This is a genomic window from Isoptericola sp. b515, assembly GCF_030588125.1.
Taxonomy (GTDB): domain Bacteria; phylum Actinomycetota; class Actinomycetes; order Actinomycetales; family Cellulomonadaceae; genus Isoptericola; species Isoptericola sediminis.
The window spans coordinates 196,122-219,390 of the sequence record NZ_JAUQYR010000005.1 but is presented as its reverse complement, the minus strand read 5'-3'; the positions used below and the strand labels follow the sequence as shown (position 1 = coordinate 219,390).

Genomic DNA, 23,269 nt, shown 5'->3' with positions numbered 1-23,269 from the left:
GGTCACACGGTACCGGTCGCGCCCGGGCGCGGACCGCACGGCGGCGGGGGCGCGCCCGGCGGGGGGGCGCGGCCCCCCCGGCGGCCGGGGGGGGGGGGGGCCGCCCGCCCCCCCCGGGCGGCGGGGGGGGGGGGGGCGCGCCCCCCCCCCCCCCGCGGTGGGGTGGTCCCCCCCCGGGGCCGGGGGCCCCGCGACTCGCGCGCGGCCGTGGCCACGGCGTCGGCCGTGATGCCGAACTCGCGGTAGAGCGTCTGGTAGTCCGCGGACGCGCCGTAGTGCTCGAGCGAGACGGACCGGCCGGCGTCGCCGACGATCCCGCGCCAGCTCAGCGCGATGCCGGCCTCCACCGAGACCCGGGCCCGGACCGCGGAGGGCAGCACCGACTCGCGGTACTCGGCGTCCTGACGGTCGAACCACTCGAGGCTCGGCATCGACACCACGCGGGCGGCGATCCCGTCGGCGGCGAGCTGCTCGCGCGCCTCGACGGCGAGCTGGACCTCCGACCCGGTGCCCACGAGGATCACGTCCGGCGTGCCGTCGGTGTCCAGGAGCGTGTAGCCGCCGCGGAGCGTGCCCTCGGCCGCCGCGAAGCCGTCCTCGCCCCGCGGGAAGGTCGGCACGCCCTGCCGGGTGAGCACGAGTCCGGCCGGGTTCGAGGTGTTCTCGAGGATGCCTCGCCAGGCCCAGGAGGTCTCGTTCGCGTCCGCCGGGCGGACGACGTCCAGGCCCGGGATGGCGCGCAGGGCGGCGAGGTGCTCGACGGGCTGGTGGGTGGGGCCGTCCTCGCCAAGGCCGATGGAGTCGTGGGTCCACACGAACGTCGAGGGGATCTCCATGAGCGCGGACAGGCGGACCGCGGCCCGCATGTAGTCCGAGAACTGCAGGAACGTCCCGCCGTAGGGGCGCGTCAGGCCGTGCAGCACGATCCCGTTGAGGATCGCGCCCATGGCGTGCTCGCGGATGCCGAAGTGCAGCGTGCGGCCCTGCGGGTTGCCCGGGAACTTCTTCGTCGCGTGCTCGAACGGGATGAAGGACGGCTCGCCGTCCATCGTGGTGTTGTTGGAGCCGGCGAGGTCGGCGGACCCGCCCCACAGCTCGGGCAGCACGTCGGCCAGCGCCGACAGCACCTTGCCGGAGGCGGCGCGGGTGGCGACGCCCTTCTCCGACGCCTCGAACTCGGGCAGGGCGTCCGTCCAGCCGGCGGGCAGCTCGCGGGCGCTGAGCCGCTCCAGCAGCTCGGCCCCCGAGGGGTTGGCGGTCTTCCAGGCCTCGAACGCGGTGTCCCACGCGGCCCGGCCGGAGCTGTGGCGCTCGGCGACGGACCGGGTGTGCTTGAGCACGTCGTCGTCGATGGTGAAGGTCGCCTCGGGGTCGAGGCCCAGCGCCTTCTTCAGGCCTGCGACCTCCTCGGCGCCGAGCGCGGAGCCGTGGATCCCGCCCGTGTTCTGCTTCGTGGGGGAGGGCCAGCCGATGATCGTGCGCAGCGCGATGATCGACGGCTTGCCGGTCTCGTTCTTCGCGGCGTCCAGGGCGGCGGCCAGCGCGTCGGTGTCCTCGGCGTAGCCGGTGCCGCCGTCGGTCCAGTCCACGCGCTGCGTGTGCCAGCCGTAGGCCGCGTAGCGGGCCAGCACGTCCTCGGTGAACGCGATCTCGGTGTCGTCCTCGATCGAGATCTTGTTGTCGTCCCAGATCACCACGAGGTTGCCGAGCTGCTGGGTGCCGGCCAGGGACGAGGCCTCGGAGGTGACACCCTCCTGCAGGTCGCCGTCGGAGGCGATGACGTACACGTGGTGGTCGAAGGGCGAGGTGCCGGGGGCGGCCTCGGGGTCGAGCAGCGCCCGCTCGCGGCGCGAGGCGTAGGCCATGCCGACGGCGGAGGCGAGACCCTGGCCCAGCGGGCCGGTGGTGATCTCCACGCCCGGGGTGTGGCCGTACTCGGGGTGGCCCGGGGTCTGGGAGTTGAACGTGCGCAGCGCGGCGAGGTCGTCCATCTCCATGCCGTACCCGGCCAGGAACAGCTGCAGGTACAGCGTGAGCGACGAGTGCCCGGCCGAGAGCACGAACCGGTCGCGGCCCACCCAGGTGGGGTCGGTGGGGTCGTGCCGCATCGTCTTCTGGAACAGCAGGTACGCGGCCGGGGCCAGCGACATGGCCGTGCCGGGGTGACCGCTGCCGCACTTCTCCACGGCGTCGGCGGCGAGAGCCTTGATGGACTTGACGGCCCGCTCGTCCAGGTCGTTCCACTCGAGGGGGGCCGGTGCGGGATCGAACGCGTTCACGAATGCCTCTTTCCTGCCCGAGGCGCTGCCCCGGGTTGCTCTGCTGTACCGGTGCCGGGCGCGGCGGCTCCACCCATCAGGAGGCGGGGGCCTGGCGCCGTGCGCAGCGGTCGACCCGGTGCGCACGACGGCACCGATGCCCTGCGTTGTGCGTCTCCACACTAGCGGGGAGTGCCGTGGGCCGCGTTCGGCGCCGCCGACCGTCCCACCATGTGAGCGCCCCGGCGACACGTACCGCGCGGCCGGAGGAATCTCACAGGTCACCCGCACCCCGCGGGGGCGACCGACCTCCGCGTGGCGCGTACGATGGGACCGCCCGGAACACCCTCGCGAACGGAACACTGCGCGCGTGAGCACCATCAGCCGCCCGACGGACTCCTCGTCGACCCCGACACGCGCTGCCGTGCACGGGTCGGCCACGCGGCGCTCGGCCGGCTGGCGTGACCGGGTGGGCGCCTACGTCGCCCTGACCAAGCCCCGCATCATCGAGCTGCTGCTCGTGACCACGGTGCCCACGATGATCCTCGCCGAGGGCGGGCTGCCCGACCTCTGGCTCGTCGTGGCGACGCTGGTCGGCGGGGCGCTCGCGGCCGGCTCGGCCAACGCGTTCAACTGCTACCTCGACCGCGACATCGACGAGATGATGAACCGCACCAAGCGGCGTCCGCTCGTCACGGGGGAGATCCGCCCGCGCAACGCGCTGATCTTCGCCACGGCGCTCGGCGTGGTGGCCCTGGTCTGGTTCGCCTGGCTCGTCAACGTCGCCGCCGCGTGGCTGACCTTCGCGGCGATCGCGATCTACGTCGTCGGCTACACGATGATCCTCAAGCGCCGCACCCCCCAGAACATCGTGTGGGGAGGCATCGCCGGATGCATGCCGGTGTTCATCGGCTGGGCGGCCGTCACCGGCGGGCTCAGCTGGGCGGCCGTGGCGCTGTTCGGCGTCATCTTCTTCTGGACGCCCCCGCACTACTGGCCGCTGTCGGTGAAGTTCAAGCAGGACTACGCCACCGCCGGGGTGCCGATGCTCCCCGTCGTGGCCACCGACCGCCGGGTCGCCGGCGAGATGCTCGGTCACACGATCGCGATGATCCTCTCCTCGCTGGCGCTCGTGCCGCTGGCCGGGATGACCTGGGTGTACACCGTGGTCGCGGTCGGGCTGGGCGGATGGTTCCTCTGGTTGACGGTCGCCATGCTGCGCAAGGCCCAGGGCCGGACCCGCAACGGCCCCGGGGCGATGAAGGTGTTCCACGCCTCCATCACCTACCTGACCCTGCTCTTCGTGGCCGTCGCGGTCGACGTCTTCCTGCCGTTCTGACCGCCGGCGCCCGACGAGCGCCTCGACGGGGTGCTCGACGCGCTGCCCGGGCTGCCGCTCGACGACCGTTGCCCGGGGGCATGATGGCCGGGTGACCTCGACGCCCACGGACCTGCCCGCCGCCCTCGAGTCGGGGCTGCGCGACTACCTCGCCCACCTCCGGGTCGAACGCGGGCTGTCCACCAACACCGTGCAGGCCTACCGCCGGGACCTGACCCGGTACGCGGACTTCCTCGGCGTCCGCGGCCGGACCGCACCGGCCGAGGTCACCGAGGCGGACGTCGAGGCCTATCTCGACGCCGTGCGGGCGGGGGACGACGGCGGGCGTCCCCTGTCGGCGTCCTCCACGGCGCGGGCCCTGGCGGCGCTGCGGGGCTGGCACCGGTTCGCCCTCGCCGAGGGCGACGCCGACACGGACCCGAGCGCCGACGTCGCGGCACCCACCAAGACGCGTCGGCTGCCGCACGCCCTGAGCGTCGACGCCGTGGCCCGCCTCCTGGCCGCGGCCTCGGCGGGCGACGGGGCCACCGGTCTGCGGGACCGGGCGCTGCTGGAGCTGCTGTACTCCACGGGAGGGCGCATCAGCGAGGTGGTCGGGCTCGACGTCGACGACGTCGGGACCGAGGACGCCGTGCGTCTGTTCGGCAAGGGCGGCAAGGAGCGCGTCGTGCCCGTCGGGTCGTACGCCCGCGACGCGATCGACGCCTACCTGGTCCGTGCCCGGCCGGCACTGGTCGAGGCGGGGTCCGTGCGCGGCCGGAGCACCCCGGCGCTGTTCCTCAACGCCCGCGGCACCCGGCTCTCGAGGCAGAGCGCGTGGGCCGTGCTGCAGCGCGCGGCGGACCGGGCCGGGATCGCGGAGCACGTGTCGCCGCACACCCTGCGCCACTCCTTCGCCACCCACCTGCTGGCCGGAGGAGCGGACGTGCGGGTGGTGCAGGAGCTGCTCGGGCACGCCTCGGTCACCACGACGCAGATCTACACGATGGTCACCCCGGAGGCGCTGCGCGAGGTCTACGCCGCGGCCCACCCGCGGGCGCTCGGGTGACCGGCCGTGCCCCCGCGGTTCCGCGCGGCGCGCCGCACGAGCGCCCGGTCCCGGCCCGTGGCGCGGTGTAGCGTGACAGCGTGACCGAGGCACCCGGGGGAGTGAGACGATGACGCAGCCGGCGACCGCCGAGAACACCCTGCCCGGGATCCCGGGTACCGCGGCGAACGAGGACGGTCCGCCCACGGACGTCGTCGGCCGCCCGCTGCCCGAGTTCCCCGTCCCCGCACCGCGGGACTCGCACGGTCCGGCCCGGATCGTCGCGATGTGCAACCAGAAGGGCGGCGTGGGCAAGACGACCACGACCATCAACCTCGGAGCCACGCTGGCCGAGTACGGCCGCAAGGTGCTCCTGGTGGACTTCGACCCGCAGGGCGCCGCGTCCGTCGGCGTGGGTGTCAGCCCGCACGAGCTGGAGCTCAGCGTCTACAACCTCGTCATGGAACGTGACGTGACCCTCGAGGACGTCGTCCGTCCCACGGCGATCGAGGGGCTCGACGTCGTACCGGCGAACATCGACCTGTCCGCCGCCGAGGTCCAGCTCGTCGGCGAGGTTGCGCGCGAGTCCGTCCTCTCCCGCGCGCTGCGCCCGGCGCTGGACGTCTACGACGTCGTGCTCATCGACTGCCAGCCCTCCCTGGGGCTGCTCACCGTCAACGCGCTGACCGCCGCCGACGGCGTCCTCATCCCGCTGGAGTGCGAGTTCTTCGCCCTGCGGGGCGTCGCGCTGCTCGTGGAGACGATCGACAAGGTGCGCGACCGGCTCAACCCGGACCTCGCCGTGGACGGCATCCTGGCCACCATGTACGACGCGCGCACCCTGCACTCGCGCGAGGTCGTCCAGCGGGTCCACGAGGCGTTCGGAGACACGCTGCTGCACACCGTCATCGGTCGGACCGTGAAGTTCCCCGACGCCTCGGTGGCCGCCGAGCCCATCACCTCGCACGCGCCGTCCCACGCAGGCGCGGCGGCCTACCGGCACCTGGCCCGTGAGCTCGTCGCTCGTGGCAGCGCCACCTGAGCGGACCCCGGCGGAGGCACCTGCGGGACAGGCCCGCGCCGGGGCGTTCGAGGTCCACCTCGACAACTTCGACGGGCCGTTCGACCTGCTGCTGTCCCTGATCAACGCTCGTGAGCTGGACCTGACCGAGGTGGCGCTGGCGGAGGTGACGGACGACTTCGTCGCCCACCTGCGCGCCGCCGAGTCCGCCGCCCGCGACGCCGCCGACCGCGGCGAGCAGCACCCCTCGTGGGACCTGGGGGCGGCGAGCGAGTTCCTCGTCGTGGCGGCCACGCTGCTGGACCTCAAGGCGGCCCGGCTGCTGCCCGGTGTCGTCGAGGAGGACGCCGAGGACCTCGAGCTGCTGGAGGCCCGCGACCTGCTGTTCGCCCGTCTCCTGCAGTACCGGGCGTACAAGGAGATCTCGGCCGTGTTCGCCGACCGCCTCGCCGACACCGGCCGCCGGGTGCCCCGGTCGGTCCCGATGGAGGAGCACCTGACCGCGATGCTCCCCGACCTCGTGTGGACCCTCGACGGCGACCGGCTGGCCGAGCTCGCCGCGCGGGCGCTCGAACCCAAGGTCCCGCCGGTGGTGGGCCTGAGCCATCTGCACGGCGCCGCCGTGAGCGTGCGCGAGGAGGCGCTCCTGGTCGCCGACCAGCTGCGGCGCGAGGGGACGGCGACGTTCCGCGCCCTGACCACGGGGGCGGAACGCCTCGTGGTCGTGGCGCGTTTCCTGGCGCTGCTGGAGCTGTTCCGCAGCGGCCAGGTGGGCTTCGAGCAGGTCACCGCCCTGGGAGAGCTGACCGTGCGGTGGACCGGCGGGGCCGACGACGACGTGGGCGACGTCGAGGAGTTCGACGGCGCCGTGGAAGGAGCAGCATGAGCGAGCACGTCCCCGCGACCGCAGGGACAGCGGTCGCCCCGGGCCCGGCGGCGTCGGGAGACAGTCCGGCACCGGTCGACGTCGACGACCTGCCCGGGGGTCTGCCGGCCGCCCTGGAGGCGATCCTCATGGTCGCCGAGTCGCCGGTCCCCGCCGAACGTCTCGCCGCGGCCGTCGCCCGACCCACGGCCGAGGTGCACGCGGCGCTGGCGGCGCTCGCCGAGGAGTACCAGGGGGCCGACGGGGCCCGGCCGCGGGGTTTCGAGCTGCGCCGCGGGGCCGAGGGCTGGCGCATCTACTCCCATCGCGACCTGACCGACGTCGTCGCGCGGTTCGTGCTCGAGGGCCAGTCCTCCCGGCTGAGCCAGGCCGCCCTGGAGACCCTCGCCGTCGTGGCCTACCGGCAGCCCGTCACCCGGGGCCAGGTCTCGGCGGTGCGCGGGGTGAACGTCGACGGGGTGGTGCGCACCCTGCTGGCACGCAACCTGGTGGCGGAGGTCGGGCAGGACCCGACCACCGGCGCGGTGCTGTTCGGCACCACCGGGGAGTTCCTGGACCGGATGGGCTGGACCTCGCTCGACGAGCTGCCGCCGCTGGCGCCGCACCTGCCCGGCGTGGAGGCGCTCGGCGGTCTGGAGGGCCTCGGCATCGACTGAGGTCGGCCCCGCTCCGGCGTCCTGCGACAATAGGGGCCATGCCCACCTCACGCCGCGGCGGGAGCCGCCGCTCCTCACGCCGACACGCCCCCGCGAACCCGCCCGTCGACGTCCACGTGCCCGACGGCGTCCGGCTGCAGAAGGTCCTCGCCCAGGCCGGCGTCGGCTCACGACGCGCCTGCGAGCAGCTCATCGCCCAGGGGCGGGTCGAGGTCGACGGCCAGGTCGTGGCCGAGCTCGGCGTGCGCGTCGACCCGGCCACCGCGGTCGTGCACGTCGACGGCCTGCGCGTCCAGCTCGACGAGTCCAAGATCACCGTGGCCGTCAACAAGCCGCTCGGCATGCTGTCCTCGATGAGCGACCCCGAGGGCCGGCCCACGGTGGCCGAGCTCGTGCAGGACCGCCCGGAGCGGCTCTTCCACGTGGGCCGCCTGGACGCCGACTCCGAGGGCCTGCTGCTGCTGACCAACGACGGCGAGCTCGGCAACCGGCTGTCGCACCCGAGCTACGAGATCCCGAAGACCTACCTCGTCACGGTCGAGGGCGCCGAGTTCTACCCGCGCCACGCCAAGGAGCTGACCGCGGGCGTGGAGCTCGACGACGGCCCGGCCCGCATGGACAAGGTCCGGGTCGTGGACTCCGTGCCCGGCCGCACCATGATCGAGGTGGTCCTGCACGAGGGTCGCAACCGGATCGTGCGCCGGATGTTCGACGCGATCGGCTTCCCGGTCACCCGCCTCGTGCGCACCCGGATCGGCCCGATCACGCTCGGCGACCTCAAGGCCGGCCGCACGCGCGTGCTGGGCCGCACCGAGCTCGGCACCCTGATGCGTGCCGTGGACCTCTGAGTCCACCCCCGCACGATCCGCCCCGTCCCCCGACAAGAGAGCGAACACCTGTGGTCACCATCGCCGTCGACGGCCCGTCCGGTTCCGGCAAGTCCAGCGTCTCCAAGGCCGTCGCGAGCCGCCTCGGCCTGGCCTACCTTGACACCGGCGCCATGTACCGGGCCGCCACCCTGTGGTGCGTGCGCACCGACGTCGCCCTCACCGACGCCGACGCCGTGGCCCGGGCCGTGCGCGACATGCCGCTGGAGATGGGCGTCGACCCGGCCGCCCCCGGCGTCGTGCTGGACGGCGACGACGTCGCCGCCGCGATCCGCACCACCGAGGTGTCCTCGGCCGTGTCGCAGGTCGCGACCAACCTCGAGGTCCGCGCCGAGATGAAGCGCCGTCAGCGGGCCATCATCGACGTCGAGGCGACCGACGGGTTCTCCGGCGGCCGCGGCATCGTCGCCGAGGGGCGCGACATCACCACCGTCGTGGCCCCGGACGCCGACGCGCGCATCCTGCTCACCGCCAGCGAGGAGGCCCGGCTGCGTCGGCGTTCCCTGGAGGTGCACGGAGCCGCCGACGCCGCGGCCGTCGACGCCACGCGCGACCAGGTGCTGCGCCGCGACCGCGACGACTCGACCGTGAGCCAGTTCCTCACCGCCGCCGACGGCGTGGTGACGGTGGACTCCAGCGAGCTGGACCTGGACCAGACCGTCGCCGCGGTCCTCACGGCCGTCGAGCGCCTGGGACAATGGCAGGCATGAGCACCTCCGCCGACGGTCCCGAGCCCCTGCCCGCCGACTCCGTCGACACCACCGACGCGCCGGTCGACACCGCCGAGGTCCTGGTCGAGGACCACGGAGCACTCGTCACCCCCTTCGACGACGACGAGGCCCGCGAGCGCGCGCTGCGCGCCGGTCTCGAGGACTTCGAGCTCGACGAGGCCGACCGCGAGCTGCTGGAGACCGGGTGGGAGGACCTCGAGTCCGCACCGGCCGAGGCGCCGCTGCCGGTGCTGGCCGTCGTCGGCCGGCCGAACGTCGGCAAGTCGACCCTCGTCAACCGGATCCTGGGTCGCCGCGAGGCGGTCGTCGAGGACACGCCCGGGGTCACCCGCGACCGCGTGACCTACGCCGCCGAGTGGGCCGGCAAGGACTTCGCGCTGGTGGACACCGGCGGCTGGGAGGTCGACGTCGCGGGCATGGAGTCCAAGGTGGCCGAGCAGGCCGAGGTCGCCATCGACCTCGCCGACGCGGTCGTCTTCGTCGTGGACGCCCAGGTGGGTGCCACGGCCACCGACGAGCGCGTCGTGGAGCTGCTGCGCCGCTCGGGCAAGCCGGTGATCCTGTGCGCCAACAAGGTCGACGGGCCGTCCGGCGAGGCCGATGCCGCCTACCTCTGGTCGCTGGGTCTCGGCGAGCCGATGCCGGTCTCGGCCCTGCACGGTCGGGGTCTGGGCGAGATGCTCGACGCCGTCCTGGAGGTGCTGCCGGACGAGTCCGCCCGCGGCGAGCTGCGTCCCGAGGGCCCGCGCCGGGTCGCCCTGGTGGGGCGCCCGAACGTCGGCAAGTCCTCCCTGCTCAACAAGCTGGCCGGCGCCGAGCGCGTCGTCGTGGACGAGACCGCGGGGACGACCCGTGACCCGGTGGACGAGCTGGTCGAGATCAAGGGCATCCCGTACTGGTTCGTCGACACCGCGGGCATCCGTCGGCGGGTGCACCAGACCCGCGGGGCCGACTTCTACGCGTCGCTGCGCACCCAGGCCGCCATCGAGAAGGCCGAGATCGCCGTCGTCCTCATCGACTCCTCGACGCCGCTGACCGAGCAGGACCTGCGGGTCATCTCCCAGACGGTCGACGCCGGCCGTGCGCTGGTCATCGCCTACAACAAGTGGGACCTGATGGACGACGACCGCCGGCACTTCCTCGAGCGGGAGATCGACAAGGAGCTCGTGCAGGTCACGTGGGCGCCGCGCGTCAACGTCTCGGCGCGCACCGGCTGGCACACCGACCGGCTGGTCCGGGCGCTGGAGACGTCGCTCGCGTCCTGGGACACCCGGATCCCGACCGGGCGCCTGAACGGGTTCCTCGGCGAGCTGGTCTCGGCGCACCCGCACCCGGTGCGCGGGGGCAAGCAGCCCCGCATCCTGTTCGCCACCCAGGCCTCCACCCGGCCGCCCCGGTTCGTCATCTTCGCCACCGGCTTCATCGAGGCCGGCTACCGCCGGTTCATCGAGCGCCGGCTGCGCGAGGAGTTCGGGTTCGAGGGCTCGCCGATCCGGATCAGCGTCCGGGTGCGGGAGAAGCGCCGCCGGCGCTGACCGGCGGGGCAGCTGTGACGTGCGTCGTACGTCCGCAGGGGCGCGGTGCGATACTCTCGTGCTGAACGAGCAACAGCTCGCGTGCTCTGGGGTCGGTGAAACTCCGAACCGGCGGTAACAGTCCGCGACCCGGTCACAGCCAGTGACCGGTTGACCAGGTGGAACTCCTGGACCGACGGTCAAAGTCCGGATGGGAAGACGCACGCGACGGCACCGCTCGCTCGCCGACGGCGTGGCACGTCCACGCCCCGCGGACGCTCCGGCGTCCCGCGAGGACCGGCGGGCGACCATGCCGCCGAGCCCCCGGGGTCCGCGACCGGACGACGAGGGGCCAGGACATGACCACCGCCGCGGCGGCATCCACGGTGACCCCGGCCGAGCAGGCCGCGATGCAGCGAGCCCTGACGCTGGCCGCCACACCGGGACTCGACCTGGGACCCAACCCGCGCGTCGGCTGCGTCCTGCTCGACCCCGGCGGCGCCACGCTCGCCGAGGGGTTCCACCGGGGTGCGGGCAGCCCGCACGCCGAGGTGGTCGCGCTGACCAACGCCCGGCACGCCCACGGCGACGACGCCGCACGGGGCGCCACCGCCGTGGTCACGCTCGAACCCTGCGCCCACACCGGCCGGACGGGTCCGTGCGCCGACGCGCTGCGCGACGCCGGCGTGGCACGCGTGGTCTACGCCCAGGCTGATCCCAACCCCACGGCCGCCGGGGGAGCAGGCGTCCTGGTCGCCGCCGGGGTCGACGTCGTCGGTGGCGTCGGCGCCGAGGACGCGCGCGAGCTCAACCGGGTGTGGTCGACCGCGGTCGAGCTCGGCCGCCCGGTCGTGACCTGGAAGGTCGCCACCACCCTGGACGGGCGGACCGCCGCCGTCGACGGCACCTCCCGGTGGATCACGTCGGCGGCCGCGCGGCGCGACGTGCACCGGCTGCGCGCCGAGGTCGACACCGTGCTGGTGGGGACCGGCACCGTGCTCGACGACGACCCGGCGCTGACCGTCCGCGACGCCGACGGCCCTCAGCCGCTGCGGGCCGTCATGGGACGGCGCGACCTGCCCGCGACCTCCCGCCTCGCCGCTCCGGGCCCGGACGGCGTGGAGACGTGCCACCTGCGCACCCACGACCCGCACGAGGCGCTCGCCGAGCTGTGGCGTCTCGACCGGCGGCACGTGCTGCTCGAGGGCGGCGCGACGCTGGCCGCGGCGTTCCTGCGCGCAGGCCTCGTCGACGAGATCGTCGCCTACGTCGCCCCGACCCTGCTCGGTGCCGGCCCGGCCGCCGTGGGCGACCTGGGCGTCACGACCATCTCCGACGCCGCACGGTTCGACCTGGTCGACGTGACCGTCGTCGAGCCGACCCCCGACGACCTCTCCACCCCCGACGGCCCCGCCTCCGGCCTGGCCGCCACGAACGTGCGGCTCACCCTGCGGCCGCGGAAGGAGTCCTGATGTTCACCGGCATCGTGTCCGAGCTCGGCACCGTGGAGGCCCTGGAGAAGAGCGCCGACGCCGCCCGCCTCACCGTCCGGTCGCCGGGCGTGCTCGACGGCGTGCGCACCGGCGACTCGATCGCCGTCAACGGGTGCTGCCTGACGGTCGCCGAGCACGACGCGTCGACCTGGACGGCCGACCTCATGGCCGAGACCCTCGACGCCACGTCCCTCGGCGCGCTGCGCGCCGGGGACCGGGTCAACGTCGAGCCGGCGCTGGCCGTGGGGGAGCGCCTCGGCGGCCACATCGTGCAGGGGCACGTCGACGGTGTCGGCACCGTCCTGTCCCGCACGCCCGGTGAGCGGTGGGAGGTCGTGGAGATCTCGCTGCCGGCCGACCTCGCGCGGTACGTGGTCGGCAAGGGGTCCGTGGCGGTCGACGGCGTCTCCCTGACCGTCGTGGAGGCAGGCACCGACCGGTTCACGGTCAGCCTCATCCCCGAGACCCTCGCGCGCACCACGCTCGGTGCCCGGGCGGTGGGGGAGCAGGTCAACCTGGAGACCGACGTGCTCGCCCGGCACGTCGAGCGGCTCCTGGACGGACGTTTCACCGGGCCGGCGGTGCCGCCGGCCGAGATCGCGGAGGTGGCCCGATGAGCACCGTGGACCCCGGACTGCGGGAGCGCGTCGAACGAGCCGTCGCGGCGGTGGCCGCCGGCCACGCCGTCGTCGTGGTCGACGACGAGAGCCGGGAGAACGAGGGTGACCTCATCTTCGCCGCGGAGGCGGCCACGCCGGAGCTCATGGGCTTCACCGTGCGGCACACCAGCGGGCTGATCTGCGTCGCCGCGGACGGCGACACGCTCGACCGGCTCCGGCTGCCGCTGATGGTCACCGAGAACCGGGACGCGTTCCGCACGGCGTACACGATCACCGTGGACGCCGCCGAGGGCGTGACCACGGGCATCTCGGGCGCCGACCGTGCCCGCACCGCGCGGGTTCTCGCCGACCCGGACGCGACGGCGGCCGACCTGACCCGTCCGGGCCACGTGCTGCCGCTGCGTGCTCGCGCCGGGGGCGTGCTCGAGCGCACCGGGCACACCGAGGCCGCCGTCGACCTGGCCCGCCTGGCCGGCCGCGGTACCGCCGGGGTGCTCGCCGAGATCACGCACGACGACGGGACCATGATGCGTCGTCCCGCGCTGCGCGAGTTCGCCGCCGAGCACGGTCTGGAGCTCGTCAGCGTCGCCGACCTGGTCGCCTACCGCCGCGTCACCGAGTCGACGGTGGACCGGCTGGCGGTGACGCGGCTGCCCACCCGGCACGGCGAGTTCACGGCTGTCGGCTACCGGGACCGGGTCACCGGCGACGAGCACGTCGCCCTGGTGGCCGGTGCGCTCGCCGACCTGGACGCGGGCGGACCGGTGCTGACCCGTGTGCACTCGGAATGCCTGACCGGGGACGCCTTCGGCTCGCTGCGCTGCGACTGCGGGCCGCAGCTGGACTCCGCGCTGCGTGCGGTGCAGGAGGCCGGCCGCGGCGTCGTCGTCTACATGCGCGGCCACGAGGGCCGCGGCATCGGCCTGGTCGCCAAGCTGACGGCGTACAGCCTGCAGGACGGCGGCCAGGACACGATCGACGCGAACCTGGCCCAGGGGCTGCCCGTGGACTCCCGCGAGTACACGGCCGCCGCGCACGTGCTGCGCGACCTCGGCGTGGGGTCCGTCCGCCTGCTGACCAACAACCCCGCCAAGGTCGACGGCCTGCAGGCCGGGGGAGTGACCGTGGCCGAACGGGTGCCGCTGGCGATCCACCCGGCGCCCGACAACGTGGCCTACCTGCGGACGAAGCGCGACCGCATGGGGCACGACCTGCCCAACCTTGAACCCGAGGTCGAACCTCGCCCGGGGACCGACCCTCACCCTCGAGTCGAACCTGAAGGAGGCCCGATGAACGGCATGACGACGGCGCGCGAGGTGCTGCGATGAGCGGGGCGGGGGCGCCCACCACGCACGCCGTGGACAGCTCGGACCTGCGGGTGGCCGTGATCGCCGCCTCCTGGCACGAGACCGTCATGGACGGGCTGCTCGACGGCGCCCGGCGGGCGTGCGCCGACCACTCCGTCGAGCCGGAGGTGCTGCGGGTGCCCGGGTCCTTCGAGCTGCCGGTGGCGGCCCAGGCCTGCGCCGCGGCCGGGTACGACGCCGTCGTGGCGCTCGGTGTCGTCATCCGGGGCGGCACACCGCACTTCGACTACGTGTGCGCCGCGGCCACCGACGGGCTCAACCGGGTCGCGCTGGACCACACCGTGCCGGTCGGGTTCGGTCTGCTCACGTGCGACGACGAGGCGCAGGCCCTCGACCGCGCCGGGCTCGAGGGCTCGCACGAGGACAAGGGCTACGAGGCCGCGGCGGCAGCGCTGGCGACGGCGCACGTCGTGCGCGGCGTACGGACGGGTGCGTCGGCGCCCACCGCCTGACCGTCCCCGGTGACCCCGGACACACCCGCGATGCGGAGTGGACGAGCGGTGCCCGGTCTGGGGTAGTATTTCGGTCGGCCCTACGGGGCCGGACCGGTCCGTTCCCGGTGCTTCGGCACCAGGTATGAACCGGACGGGCTGTGGCGCAGCTTGGTAGCGCACCTGACTGGGGGTCAGGGGGTCGCAGGTTCAAATCCTGTCAGCCCGACCGTGTGATGTCGTCAGACATCGGCAAGGCCCGGATCCACGTTGGTGGGTTCGGGCCTTTGTCATCTTCGGGTCTTGGTGCGGCGTGGCTGGTCGTCGCGGGTGAGGTCGATGGTGAGCTCGCGCAGGATCGCGTCGGTCGCGGCGTTGACGTCTCCGCGCGGCACCTTCGGAGATCCCCATGGCAGACGGAGTGCTAGGTGGCTCGCCGGGGCTTGTTCACCAGGACGCTGTCGCACTTGTCGAGCTGGCGGCGCAGGTAGGTCTTCTCCGTCTGGTTGACCTTGAGCGACCAGCGCCACTTGATGGCGATCCACTGCTTGGCGTAGGTGCAGTGGTACGCCCGGTTGGGCGGCATCCACTCGTGCGGCTCACGCGCGCCCTTCGACCGGTTGGACGACGCGGACACCGCGATGAGTGTCGCTCGGTAGCCGAGGTCGTTGGCGAACCGCTTGCGCGTGCTCGTGGTCCACTTCTTCGCTCCGGAGGCCCAGGCCTCCTTGAGGGGTACGACGTGGTCGATGTCGAACGTCGACTTGTCGGTCGTGGTCACGCGGTCGTACTTGGAGCGCCAGGTGCCGCCCGAGATGGCGCAGGTCGATGCCGCAACTCGCGGGGCGCGGATCGCCTCCTGGATGAGGACCTCCTCGCGGGTGTCGCACACGTCCTTGTCGGCGGTGTCGATCCAGTGCGGAAACTTCGACCGGTCGTAGCCCTTGTTGGTCTCGGAGGCCACCGGGAGCTGGCGCAGGAGCGTGCGGGCCGAGATCTTGGTGACCGCCTCTGCCGGAGGAGCCGTCACGACGGGGGTGACGAGCCCGAGGCCAAGTGTCAGCACGCAGGCGACGATGCCGGCGATGGCGATGCGGAACCTCACCGTTGCCCCCTGAGCTCGGGCTGTCGTTCCCGTCAGTCTACCGAGGCAACACTCGATGTGGACCTCCCGGCCCGGGAGTGCGTCAGGTTTTCACCCTGCACGCGAGAGGCGTCACCCGCGTCGGCGTGCCGTGGCAGCGCCGTGACCGCGGGTCCTCGGTTCACGGCAGGCTGAGGCCCGGGAAGGGTGCGGCACGGTCGGCACCCTCGTTGATCACGAGGTCGAGCAGGCCGGGGAAGCGTCGATCGAGCTCGTCCTTGCGCAGCGTGTTGACACGTTGGTTGCCGACGTCCTCCTGCCGGATCACGCCGGCCTCGCGCAGCACGCGGAAGTGCCGGGTGAGGACCGACGGTGTCACGTCGCGGTAGAAGCCGCCGCAGTTCAGGCCGGGGTCGTTCGAGAGCATGATCACGATCCCCAGCCGTGTCGGGTCCGACAAGGCGCTCATCACCGTGAAGAGGTCGAAGTCCGCCGCGTCAGGGTGGACGAGCGGGGAGGAGGTGCGGCTCGCCATGCCGCCATGCTAACGGGAGAGCATGTACGCAATCATGCGTACATGATGTAGCGTCGGTGCGGTCGCCCTCGAGGAGGGCGGTACCCGACCTCCACCATCCCGAGAGGAACTCATGTCGAACGTGTTCATCATCAACGGTCACGCGCACCACCCGATGTCACCGGGCACGCTGACCGACGCCTTCGTGCAGCGCGCTCGGGCGTTCTTCGCCGGGCACGGTCACGACGTCGAGGTCACCGAGGTCGCGCAGCCCTACGACATCGACGCGGAGATCGAGAAGCTCCAGCGGGCCGACATCGTCCTCCTGCAGGCGCCGGTCAACTGGATGGGCGTGTCGTGGGCGCTCAAGAAGTACATCGACGACGTCTGGACGCAGGGCATGATGGGGGAGCTCTCCGGCGGCGACGGTCGCACCGCCGAGGCTCCGACGAAGAACTACGGTCTCGCCCCGAGACTGTCCGGTACGTACATGATGTCGCTCACGGGCAACGCGCCCGCCGAGGCGTTCGGTGACCCGGCCGAGGAGTTCTTCGCCGGCCTGAGCGAGGACGAGCTGATGCGACCGATGCACCTGAACTTCAAGTGGATCGGGCTGTCCCCGGCCCCGACGTTCATGGCCTACGACGTCCTCAAGAACCCCGACGTCGAGAACGACTTCGCCCGCTTCGACGCGCACCTCGCGGCGCACTTCGGGCCTGTGCCGAACGTGACGGGCAGCGCCCGATCGTTCGCCTGATCTCCGCCCGGCGGTACCACTGACACAGGGCTCGTCCCCGACACCTCGGGGACGAGCCCTGTGTCACGCCCGTGCACCGCTCTCGACTTCCTCAGGAGCAGGGCATCCGCTGGCCCGGGCGGGGCGCGCTCCGACGCCAGGCCTGGGACGTGGGCACGTGGCCCTCGTCATTCCGGCGGCAGCCAGGCGCCCGTGGGCTGGCACGTCGTGAAGAAGCCGCACGGGATGTCCCAGCCGTAGATTCCCTGGAAGACGAAGTCCGGCGGCACGTGGAGGTTGCACGACGGGTCGAAGTTCGCGAGGCATCCGGCCGAGGTCTTGCCGAAGAGCTGGCTCTCGATGTCGGAGGCGTCACCGACCTTCAGGCCGTAGTGGAAACCGTCGTAGCTCCACGCGGCGTTCGCCTTGTCCTTGTGCTCGACGTGGGCCTGGTCGTTGAGGACCACCTGCCACACCCACACGTTGAACGCCTGGGCGGTGCGCGCCGCGGTGGAGTCGTTCGTCGGGGGGACCCACGTGTCGTTGCCGGTCAGTGCGCCCACCTCCCACAACATGCCGTAGTCGGTGGCGACCGCCTCCCGAGCGGCAGGGATCGCGTCGGCCGCTGCGGTGATCATCCCGGCCGAGTCGTCCAGGATCTTCTGCAGGTCCTTGTGCAGCGTCGAGTTGGCGGAACCCTCGCTCACCCGCGTCCCTGTGGCCCATCCCGCGGAGAAGAGGCCGCCGACCACGCTGCCCACCGGCACGCCGGTCTCGGTGGTGGCCAGGTTGGCCAGCGCCTCCGCCACGCCGGCGGCGAGGCCGAAGAGGTCGGCCTCGAGCGCGTGCGACGACTTGATGTTGTAGTCGAGCTGCTCGGCGATCTGCGGCCCGTCCTGCGCCAGGTCGGTGATCTCGTCCTGCTGCAGCGCCCCCTGCACTCCGGCGAAGTACGCCTCGACGCTCGCCGCCGCCGACAGCTCGTTCGTGAGCTGGGTGGTGACCGACTCCCACACAGCGTCGGGGACGTTGGACGGCTGGGTCGCGGCGGCCACCAGCTCGGGGTACTTCGTCCCGAGGTTGTAGCCCGTCTCGGAACCATAGGTTGAACGCAGGTCGAAGTCGGGGTTGGTGTACCCGAGCTGGGTCGCGATCGTCGCGTTGACGGCCTGGTAGGCAGCCTTCGCCGTCCCGGTCGAGTAGTCCGGGAAGGTCGCCGAGGGCGAGACCCAGGTGTTCTTGACGTCGTCCCAGGCATAGGTCTGGACGCCGGTCGGGCCGCGGCCGATGATCTCGGCGCGGTCGCCGCCGTTGGTCGTCGGTGCGTTGAGCGGCACCGTCCCGTCGATGTCGCCGAGCTGGATGGTGGCGAACCGGCTCCAGTCCTGCGACCAGCCGTCGGCGTCGGCGAACGGTCCGCCGGTCGAGACCTCGTGCCAGTTGTCGGAGGCGAGCAGCTCCCACGCGTGGATCCCGTCCGCGCTGCGACCGACGACCTCGTCGCGGTCGTCGCCGTCGATGTCGGCCGCCTGGATCGTGCGGTAGTAGCCCGGGGCGCTGCCCCAGTCGACGCTGCTCGAGTTGCCGAAGTCCTTGACCAGCGCCTTGAGCGTCTGCCAGGTGCCGCCCTCCAGCCGGTAGCCGACGATCCCGTCGGCGTTGCGCCCGAAGACCTCCACGCCACCTTCGCCGTCGAGGTCGCCGGTCTGGATCGTGCTGTACTGGCTTGCCTGTGTGAAGCCCTGGTTGTCGGTGAACTCGTGGAGCACCGGCAGGTCGGTCCACGCACCGGTCGCGAGGCTGTAGGCGTAGATCCCGTTCCCGGCCCGGCCGAGGACGTCGTCCGTGCCGTCCCCATCGATGTCGGCCGCCTGGATCGTGGCGTAGCGGTCGGCCACGCCCGGGCCGGCGGTGGTGTCGCTGAAGTGCAGGAGGGTCGGCAGCTTCGTCCACGACGACCCCGCGGTCGAGCAGTCGCCCCCGGCGTTGAAGCGCCATGCCTCGATCCCGTCCGTGCCGCGTCCGAAGAACTCGTTCTCGCGACCGTCGCCGTCGAGGTCGGCGGCCTGGATCGTCGAGTAGTAGGCGGCATCCTGCGCCCACGGCCCCGAGTCGGTGAAGGGGCCCTCGGCCGCGAGCGTGCACCACGTCGACTCCCCGGCGGTCGCCGCCGGTTCGAAGGAATGGATCTGCAGACCGGTCGGTCCTCGACCGGCGACCTCCTCGCTGCCGTCACCGTCGACGTCGGCGGTCTGGATGGTGGCGTAGTAGTAGGGCGGCAGCCAGCCCACCGGGGCCCGCGGGGCGTCGGCGAACGGCAGCGTGCCCGTGACGTAGGTGGGGGCCCACTGGCCGGAGTCGACACGGAAGTCGTAGACCTCCAGCCCGGCCGGCAACCGGCCGTAGATCTCGTCCCGCCCGTCGCCGTCGAGGTCGGCGAGCTCGATGGTCTGGAAGGTGTCGGGGTGCTTCCACTGCGCGTCACCCCAGGCGGGAATGGCCAGGCCCGGGGTCGCGGAGGGCGAGGAAGCCGTCGCCGTGGCGGAGGCGGGGCCGCGGGCCTGGAGGGAGCTCGACGGCCGTGACAACGGCGTCGTCCGCGGCCCACCGCTCGAGCTCTGGCCCGACGACGCCTTGGGGGCGGGACGGTCGCGGTCCCCGGGGTCCGCCACCGCCGTCACGGCGGGGGAGACCAGCCCGAGGGCGAGAGCCAGGACGAAGGCGACGATGCCTGCGACAGCCATGCGAACCTTCACGGTGGGCCCCCCGTGCTCGGGCGTTGATGCTCCAAGGATCCGCTGAGGCAGCCCGGCATGCGACCCCGGCGGCAGGACCCGTCGTGTTTCACCCCCTCGCCTGCTGCGGTGCCCCCGCCGCGGCGTACCGGTCCCGGTCCGGGTGCATCTCTCGACGAGAGCCGGAACGGCCCGGGTCCACGGGCGTGGACCCGGGCCGTTCATCGTTCGCGGCCGGGGCCTCGGTCAGACGGTGTTGCCCTGGCCGGACACGGTGCTGACCACGATGTCCCACGTTCCCCAGATGGGGTGCTCACCCGTGTAGCGGGGGTCCTCGGAGCTGACGTAGGTGCTGTTGTAGGTCGTGCCGTCGTCGCAGCGGATGTTGTTCTTGATCCAGCCGTCGTCGAGGCTCGGGTCGTCGCCGAAGTCACCGCGGTAGATCACCTGGTAGTCGCAGGTGACGACGGTGTCCGGGTCGAGGTCGCCGACGCCGTCGACGCTGCCCATGACGCGCCCGTCCCCGAGGTCCCAGTACCAGTCGCCCGCGTCGTCCTCGGCGTACAGCGAGGTGTAGTGGCCGACGACGGTGCCGTCGCGACCCTGGTGGCCCGGGACAGTGGTGCTGTGGTCGGCGGCGTGGGCGGTGCCCGCGACGCCGAGGGTGGCGAGGGCGACGGCGGCGGTGCCGGCGGCGATGCGCTGGATCTTCATGGGACATCCTTCTCTCGGTGACGTCGTTTGCCGGTTCGGGACCGTTCGCGAACCATGACGTGACGGAACTGCTCCATCGTGGCCGACATGCCCCGGAGAACGCAGTGCGGAGGCGGGTGAACCGGGGTTGCCGGGGGCAAGTTCACCCGCACCGACCACCAGTTCATCGGGAGACCGAGAGGGCCCGGCGGGCGCCCGGCGACCCGAGCGTGCGAGTGGTGCCCGCCGTAGCCTGGAGGTGTGGAGATCCCACCTCGCGAGGTGCGAGAGGGGGTGAGAAAGATGACTGACGTGAGGACCAGGGTCCAGCAGTCCATCCACATCGACGCGACGCCCGGCCGCGTGTACGCCTACTGCCTCGATCCCGAGCAGCTGTTCGCCGGCGACCCCAAGCACGTCGTGGAGTCCTCGACGTCCCCGGACGGCGTGGGCACGACGGCACGCCTCTCGCGCAGCGCAGGAGTGATGGAGGAGGACGATCGTCTGGAGTACGTCGAGGTCGTGCCCGACGAGCGGATCGACATCGCCATGCAGCCCACGATGTCGTTCAGCCGGTGGGAGCACCCGCGGCACGAGACCGCGCTGTACACCCTGTCGCACGTCTTCGAGCCGGAGCGCGGCGGCACGCGGATGACCCTGACGGTCATGGTGCACGACCCGCCGCTGTACGAACGCCTGATCGACCGGTTCGAGGGCCGGGGACCCGACAGGCTGGTGCACGACCGCCTGCAGCGGATCAAGGAAGCGGTCGAGAGCGGCACGGCGACCGCGTAGGGGCGCGGTGCGGGAGCACGCACGGGCGGGCCGACGGACGACGGTCCGACCGTTTGCCTGGTCATCGTCGACGGCTCGGTGCCCGGGGTCTGCGGGAGGTGCCGCTCGCGCGGAGCGGCCGTGCCTCGTCGTGCCCGGTGGTGCTCTCGCGGGTAGCGTCCGGGCGAGAGGGACCGACGACAGAAGGAGACCTCGATGCCGACCTTGGCCATCATCGGAGCCGGACCGAACCTGGGAGCCGCGGTCGCACGCCGGTTCGGCCGCGAGGGGTACGCGGTCGCGCTGATCTCGCGGGACCTGGCCAAGCTGGACGCGCTGGCCGAGGAGCTGGGCGAGCACGGCGTGACGGCCCGCGGCTACGCGGCGGACGTGCGGGACGGCGCCTCGCTCGAGGTGGCCCTCGGGCGAGCGGCCGCGGACCTCGGCCCGATCACGGCGCTGCAGTACAGCCCGCTGCCCGCCCGCGAGTACCTGAAGCCGGTCCTGGACCTCACGCCGGACCTCGCACTGGACGCGCTGAAGTTCTCGGCGCTGGGACTCGTCACCGCCGTGCGTACGGTGCTGCCGGGCATGCGCGAGCAGGGGGAGGGGAGCATCGTGCTGATCAACGGCGGCACCTCGGTGAAGGCCCGTGCGGGGTTCGCCGGCACCTCGGTGGCGTTCCCCGCCGAGAGCGCCTACGGCGAGATGCTGCACGACGCGCTGGCGGACGAGGGCATCCGTGTCGCCCAGCTCGTCATCCCCGGCGCGATCCCGAAGCTGCAGCTCGAGAACGGCATCGAGGACGTCGCCGAGCAGGTCTGGGAGCTGGCGAGCACCCCGGGCGACTTCCGGACCATGCTCATCCCGCTCGAGGAGGGCCGCGAGTAGCGGCACCGACCGATGAGTATTGCCTGGCCGTGGCGTCACCCCCTGGACAGTTGTCCGACGACAGGAGGAGACCCATGACCACGCCGCCCACCGACCTCGACCACACCGTCACCGCGCCCGTCGGCGTCGACGTCAAGGGAGACGTCTGGCCCTGCGTCGAGCTCCCCGGCGCCACCGAGCTGCTCGGCACCGGCCGCTCGGTCCGTGTCGACGCCACGGTCGACGGCGTCGCCCTGGAGAACGTCGGCCTCATGCCGACCGGCCGGGGCGAGCTCATGCTGTCGCTCAACGCGAAGGTGCGGAAGCGGCTGGGCAAGGACGTCGGTGACACGGTCACGGTGCACCTGTCGCGGCGGTTGAGCTAGGACACGGCGGAGTCGGGTCCACGGCTCCTCCGCCTCGTCAGCGCGAGAGGCGGGCCAGGAGATCGAGGACCCGCTGCGTCGCCAGGGAGGCGGTGCGCGCATCGTGGTCGGGATGTCCCGGCTCGGCGAACAGGTGCCCGCCGTCCGGGTAGGCGAAGAGCTCTCCGCCGGCCACGGCCGCCAGGTATGCCTCCTCGGCCTCCGGCTCGCGCCACGGGTCGTCCTCGGTGACGTGCGCCTGGGACGGGACGTCGGCCGGCCACGTCGCGTCCCACCAGGCGGGGTCGACGGCGCCGTAGAGGAAGAACGCCCCCCGGGCGCCGGGCCGCTCCAGGACGCACTCCGTGGCGCGCGCGATCCCCATCGACATGCCGCCGTAGACCACGTCCGTCCGGAGGTCCGCGACGACGGCGGCCGCTCGGCGTGCGAACGTGCCCTCGCCCGCGGCCTGGGCGAACGCGACGCCGTCGGTGACGTCGGCGAAGGTCCGCCCCTCGAAGAGGTCGGGCGTGTGCACGGTGTGCCCGGCGTCGCGGAGCTGCTGCGCGAAGGAACGGACGCCGTCGGTCAGGCCCCCCGCGTGGTGGAAGAGCACGATCTCTGCCATGCGGAACACGCTACGACGGCCCCCCGACACGGACACGGAGGGCTCTAGCCGTCGAGCTCGTCGAACGCGGCCAGGACCCGCACACTGATCGCCGCCGTGCCGTCGTTGACGAGGTCGAGGACCTGGACGGGCCCGCCCACCGGGACCAGTCCGCCGACGACGTCCGCGTTGGCGAGGAGCAGCGCGCCGTGCACCGCCAGCGGCGCGCCGTCCACGTCGCCGCGGGGGGTCACCCGGACCACCGCCGGCCGCCCGGTCTCGTCGACCGCCGAGACCGCCAGCAGCGTCACGGAGACGCCCGCGGGAACGAGCGTGACCTCGACGCGGTCACCGGCCTGCCCGTGCCGCGCGAGCGTGGCCTCGGAGACCACGTAGGCGTCCGGTTCCAGGTCGACGTCGAGCGTCCACGACGGCCCGTCGGCGACGCTGACGCGCTCGACCACCGAAATGCTCACCATCTCGACACCCCCTGGACCCTGTCGGCCGGTGGGACCGGCTCCGGGACGGGCACCATCGTGCCCGGGAGCCGTCACCGCCCGGTCACGACGCCGTCATGACGGGGCGGGGTCCGTGTGACAGCCCGGTGACGGGTGGTTGACGCGCGCGGTGGAACGTCGTCGGGGCAGGGCCACGCCGCAGC

The 23,269-nt window shown here is 72.9% G+C and carries 23 protein-coding genes, 1 tRNA gene and 1 riboswitch; of the genes, 17 read left to right on the top strand and 7 right to left on the bottom strand.

All coding sequences use genetic code 11. The features are described from left to right. Positions 1 to 2 precede the first annotated feature (2 nt). Positions 3 to 2,279: a transketolase gene (gene tkt / locus Q6350_RS14885; RefSeq protein ID WP_305066608.1), complete on the bottom strand. Its 2,277-nt coding sequence runs from the start codon at positions 2,277 to 2,279 to the stop codon at positions 3 to 5. 403 nt (positions 2,280 to 2,682) lie between these two features. Here tkt and Q6350_RS14880 point away from each other — a divergent pair, with 403 nt between their 5' ends. From Q6350_RS14880 to Q6350_RS14820, 13 genes are all read left to right on the top strand, one after another. Continuing rightward, positions 2,683 to 3,597 (top strand): heme o synthase, encoded by a 915-nt coding sequence (locus Q6350_RS14880; RefSeq protein WP_304604451.1) that lies wholly within the window; start codon positions 2,683 to 2,685, stop codon positions 3,595 to 3,597. A 91-nt stretch (positions 3,598 to 3,688) separates the two neighbouring features. Continuing rightward, a complete protein-coding gene (xerD, locus tag Q6350_RS14875; protein WP_304603997.1) occupies positions 3,689 to 4,645 on the top strand; it encodes a site-specific tyrosine recombinase XerD in 957 nt (318 codons plus the stop codon). 109 nt (positions 4,646 to 4,754) lie between these two features. Continuing rightward, entirely contained in the window at positions 4,755 to 5,666 is a 912-nt protein-coding gene (locus Q6350_RS14870; protein ID WP_304603996.1) for a ParA family protein, read from the top strand. Continuing rightward, on the top strand, positions 5,650 to 6,531 hold the full coding sequence (locus tag Q6350_RS14865) for a ScpA family protein (protein WP_305066607.1): 882 nt from the start codon (positions 5,650 to 5,652) through the stop codon (positions 6,529 to 6,531). Before Q6350_RS14870 ends, Q6350_RS14865 begins: the two co-directional genes overlap by 17 nt. Then, entirely contained in the window at positions 6,528 to 7,187 is a 660-nt protein-coding gene (scpB, locus tag Q6350_RS14860; protein WP_305066606.1) for an SMC-Scp complex subunit ScpB, read from the top strand. The genes Q6350_RS14865 and scpB overlap by 4 nt, the downstream gene beginning before the upstream one ends. Before the next feature lie 38 nt (positions 7,188 to 7,225). Next, entirely contained in the window at positions 7,226 to 8,035 is an 810-nt protein-coding gene (locus Q6350_RS14855; RefSeq protein WP_171245711.1) for a pseudouridine synthase, read from the top strand. A 50-nt stretch (positions 8,036 to 8,085) separates the two neighbouring features. Then, entirely contained in the window at positions 8,086 to 8,784 is a 699-nt protein-coding gene (gene cmk / locus Q6350_RS14850; RefSeq protein WP_171245712.1) for a (d)CMP kinase, read from the top strand. Further along, positions 8,781 to 10,340 carry a ribosome biogenesis GTPase Der gene (der, locus tag Q6350_RS14845; protein ID WP_305066604.1) on the top strand — a complete coding sequence of 520 codons (1,560 nt, stop codon included), beginning with the start codon at positions 8,781 to 8,783 and terminating at the stop codon, positions 10,338 to 10,340. Before cmk ends, der begins: the two co-directional genes overlap by 4 nt. A 77-nt stretch (positions 10,341 to 10,417) precedes the next feature. Further along, positions 10,418 to 10,548, top strand: a riboswitch (FMN riboswitch). Positions 10,549 to 10,678: 130 nt separating this feature from the next. Next, positions 10,679 to 11,791, top strand: a complete 1,113-nt coding sequence (gene ribD / locus Q6350_RS14840) for a bifunctional diaminohydroxyphosphoribosylaminopyrimidine deaminase/5-amino-6-(5-phosphoribosylamino)uracil reductase RibD (RefSeq protein ID WP_305066603.1) — start codon at positions 10,679 to 10,681, stop codon at positions 11,789 to 11,791. Then, positions 11,791 to 12,429, top strand: coding sequence for a riboflavin synthase (locus Q6350_RS14835; protein WP_305066601.1), 639 nt, complete (start codon positions 11,791 to 11,793; stop codon positions 12,427 to 12,429). The genes ribD and Q6350_RS14835 overlap by 1 nt, the downstream gene beginning before the upstream one ends. Next, positions 12,426 to 13,760: a bifunctional 3,4-dihydroxy-2-butanone-4-phosphate synthase/GTP cyclohydrolase II gene (locus tag Q6350_RS14830; protein ID WP_305066600.1), complete on the top strand. Its 1,335-nt coding sequence runs from the start codon at positions 12,426 to 12,428 to the stop codon at positions 13,758 to 13,760. Before Q6350_RS14835 ends, Q6350_RS14830 begins: the two co-directional genes overlap by 4 nt. Next, positions 13,757 to 14,251 (top strand): 6,7-dimethyl-8-ribityllumazine synthase, encoded by a 495-nt coding sequence (gene ribH, locus Q6350_RS14825; RefSeq protein WP_305066598.1) that lies wholly within the window; start codon positions 13,757 to 13,759, stop codon positions 14,249 to 14,251. Before Q6350_RS14830 ends, ribH begins: the two co-directional genes overlap by 4 nt. Positions 14,252 to 14,385: 134 nt before the next feature. Next, positions 14,386 to 14,459: transfer RNA gene (locus Q6350_RS14820), tRNA-Pro, on the top strand. A 195-nt stretch (positions 14,460 to 14,654) separates the two neighbouring features. Here Q6350_RS14820 and Q6350_RS14815 read toward each other — a convergent pair. Both Q6350_RS14815 and Q6350_RS14810 read right to left on the bottom strand, forming a co-directional pair. Then, the gene (locus tag Q6350_RS14815) at positions 14,655 to 15,335 is read right to left on the bottom strand and encodes an HNH endonuclease family protein (protein ID WP_305066597.1); all 681 of its coding nucleotides are present in this window, start codon (positions 15,333 to 15,335) and stop codon (positions 14,655 to 14,657) included. Between the two features lie 160 nt (positions 15,336 to 15,495). Then, positions 15,496 to 15,849, bottom strand: coding sequence for a helix-turn-helix transcriptional regulator (locus tag Q6350_RS14810; protein WP_305066595.1), 354 nt, complete (start codon positions 15,847 to 15,849; stop codon positions 15,496 to 15,498). Between the two features lie 112 nt (positions 15,850 to 15,961). Here Q6350_RS14810 and Q6350_RS14805 point away from each other — a divergent pair, with 112 nt between their 5' ends. Next, positions 15,962 to 16,585 (top strand): NAD(P)H-dependent oxidoreductase, encoded by a 624-nt coding sequence (locus Q6350_RS14805; RefSeq protein ID WP_305066593.1) that lies wholly within the window; start codon positions 15,962 to 15,964, stop codon positions 16,583 to 16,585. A gap of 167 nt (positions 16,586 to 16,752) precedes the next feature. Here the strand turns inward: Q6350_RS14805 and Q6350_RS14800 are convergent, their stop codons facing one another. Both Q6350_RS14800 and Q6350_RS14795 read right to left on the bottom strand, forming a co-directional pair. Then, the gene (locus Q6350_RS14800) at positions 16,753 to 19,308 is read right to left on the bottom strand and encodes a VCBS repeat-containing protein (protein ID WP_305066592.1); all 2,556 of its coding nucleotides are present in this window, start codon (positions 19,306 to 19,308) and stop codon (positions 16,753 to 16,755) included. Between the two features lie 237 nt (positions 19,309 to 19,545). Further along, the gene (locus Q6350_RS14795; RefSeq protein ID WP_304603981.1) at positions 19,546 to 20,013 is read right to left on the bottom strand and encodes a hypothetical protein; all 468 of its coding nucleotides are present in this window, start codon (positions 20,011 to 20,013) and stop codon (positions 19,546 to 19,548) included. Positions 20,014 to 20,304: 291 nt separating this feature from the next. On the opposite strand from Q6350_RS14795, the gene Q6350_RS14790 reads away from it, so the two are divergent. The 3 genes from Q6350_RS14790 to Q6350_RS14780 all read left to right on the top strand — a co-directional run bounded on the left by Q6350_RS14790 (position 20,305) and on the right by Q6350_RS14780 (position 22,022). Further along, complete coding sequence (locus Q6350_RS14790) at positions 20,305 to 20,787, top strand: SRPBCC family protein (protein WP_304603980.1); 483 nt, start codon at positions 20,305 to 20,307, stop codon at positions 20,785 to 20,787. Between the two features lie 195 nt (positions 20,788 to 20,982). Then, complete coding sequence (locus Q6350_RS14785) at positions 20,983 to 21,657, top strand: SDR family oxidoreductase (protein WP_305066591.1); 675 nt, start codon at positions 20,983 to 20,985, stop codon at positions 21,655 to 21,657. Positions 21,658 to 21,731: 74 nt separating this feature from the next. Further along, positions 21,732 to 22,022: a DUF1905 domain-containing protein gene (locus tag Q6350_RS14780; protein ID WP_305066590.1), complete on the top strand. Its 291-nt coding sequence runs from the start codon at positions 21,732 to 21,734 to the stop codon at positions 22,020 to 22,022. 37 nt (positions 22,023 to 22,059) lie between these two features. Here Q6350_RS14780 and Q6350_RS14775 read toward each other — a convergent pair whose 3' ends face one another. Further along, complete coding sequence (locus Q6350_RS14775; RefSeq protein WP_305066589.1) at positions 22,060 to 22,629, bottom strand: dienelactone hydrolase family protein; 570 nt, start codon at positions 22,627 to 22,629, stop codon at positions 22,060 to 22,062. A 44-nt stretch (positions 22,630 to 22,673) separates the two neighbouring features. After that, positions 22,674 to 23,087 carry a hypothetical protein gene (locus tag Q6350_RS14770; RefSeq protein ID WP_304603976.1) on the bottom strand — a complete coding sequence of 138 codons (414 nt, stop codon included), beginning with the start codon at positions 23,085 to 23,087 and terminating at the stop codon, positions 22,674 to 22,676. Between the last annotated feature and the right edge of the window lie 182 nt (positions 23,088 to 23,269).

Bases quoted from the DNA above. Each gene is read 5' to 3' on its own strand.
- Q6350_RS14870 (WP_304603996.1), top strand. From the start codon at position 4,755: ATGACGCAGCCGGCGACCGCCGAGAACACCCTGCCCGGGATCCCGGGT.
- scpB (WP_305066606.1), top strand. From the start codon at position 6,528: ATGAGCGAGCACGTCCCCGCGACCGCAGGGACAGCGGTCGCCCCGGGC.
- Q6350_RS14855 (WP_171245711.1), top strand. From the start codon at position 7,226: ATGCCCACCTCACGCCGCGGCGGGAGCCGCCGCTCCTCACGCCGACAC.
- der (WP_305066604.1), top strand. From the start codon at position 8,781: ATGAGCACCTCCGCCGACGGTCCCGAGCCCCTGCCCGCCGACTCCGTC.
- ribD (WP_305066603.1), top strand. From the start codon at position 10,679: ATGACCACCGCCGCGGCGGCATCCACGGTGACCCCGGCCGAGCAGGCC.
- Q6350_RS14835 (WP_305066601.1), top strand. From the start codon at position 11,791: ATGTTCACCGGCATCGTGTCCGAGCTCGGCACCGTGGAGGCCCTGGAG.
- Q6350_RS14830 (WP_305066600.1), top strand. From the start codon at position 12,426: ATGAGCACCGTGGACCCCGGACTGCGGGAGCGCGTCGAACGAGCCGTC.
- ribH (WP_305066598.1), top strand. From the start codon at position 13,757: ATGAGCGGGGCGGGGGCGCCCACCACGCACGCCGTGGACAGCTCGGAC.
- Q6350_RS14810 (WP_305066595.1), bottom strand. From the start codon at position 15,849: ATGGCGAGCCGCACCTCCTCCCCGCTCGTCCACCCTGACGCGGCGGAC.
- Q6350_RS14805 (WP_305066593.1), top strand. From the start codon at position 15,962: ATGTCGAACGTGTTCATCATCAACGGTCACGCGCACCACCCGATGTCA.
- Q6350_RS14800 (WP_305066592.1), bottom strand. From the start codon at position 19,308: ATGGCTGTCGCAGGCATCGTCGCCTTCGTCCTGGCTCTCGCCCTCGGG.
- Q6350_RS14795 (WP_304603981.1), bottom strand. From the start codon at position 20,013: ATGAAGATCCAGCGCATCGCCGCCGGCACCGCCGCCGTCGCCCTCGCC.
- Q6350_RS14785 (WP_305066591.1), top strand. From the start codon at position 20,983: ATGCCGACCTTGGCCATCATCGGAGCCGGACCGAACCTGGGAGCCGCG.
- Q6350_RS14780 (WP_305066590.1), top strand. From the start codon at position 21,732: ATGACCACGCCGCCCACCGACCTCGACCACACCGTCACCGCGCCCGTC.
- Q6350_RS14775 (WP_305066589.1), bottom strand. From the start codon at position 22,629: ATGGCAGAGATCGTGCTCTTCCACCACGCGGGGGGCCTGACCGACGGC.
- Q6350_RS14770 (WP_304603976.1), bottom strand. From the start codon at position 23,087: ATGGTGAGCATTTCGGTGGTCGAGCGCGTCAGCGTCGCCGACGGGCCG.